Source organism: Streptomyces sp. SID14478, from assembly GCF_010548525.1.
Lineage (GTDB): Bacteria > Actinomycetota > Actinomycetes > Streptomycetales > Streptomycetaceae > Streptomyces.
Genome location: NZ_JAAGMG010001488.1, coordinates 1 through 476, shown reverse-complemented (window position 1 = coordinate 476; position 476 = coordinate 1). Strand labels below are relative to the sequence as shown.

Annotated in this window: 1 pseudogene; it reads right to left on the bottom strand. The window is 75.8% G+C overall.

The window, feature by feature from the left end:
* Nucleotides 1–216: pseudogene (locus tag G3I40_RS46765) on the bottom strand (hypothetical protein); the annotation flags it as partial.
* Nucleotides 217–476: the final 260 nt, after the last annotated feature.

Sequence of the window (476 nt, the reverse complement as noted above, 5' to 3'; positions counted from 1 at the left end):
TCCCTCTGTCGCAGGGGGCACCCCGCGGCGGGGCCGCAGGAGCCGGGAATCCCGTGCGGTCCTTGCCCGTCGGTTCGCCGGGCCCGCGACCAGGAGCACCAGCCCGGCGAGCGAGCACACCACCGCGACGCCGGTCGCCCAGCGCGCCGGGGCCGTCAACGTCACCGCGGCGGTCACCCAGGCCGCGAGCGCAGGCGGCACCAGTCTCAGGTCCAGCGGTCCGTCCTGCCGAGGGTTCCCGTCACCGAGCCGTCCCCGCGGGGCCGGTGACGCGGGCCGCTGCCGCCCATCCCGTGCTCCCCTGAGGGGCGGGCGCGGTTCCTCCGGCTCGCGGGTCGTGGCCGCACGAGGTTCATCTGGCTCTCGGGGCATGGCCGTACGAGATTCCGCACGTCCGCGGGTCATGGCCGCACGGGACTCCTCAGGCCCCCGACTCATGGACGCACGGGACTCCTCAGGCCCCCGACTCATGGACG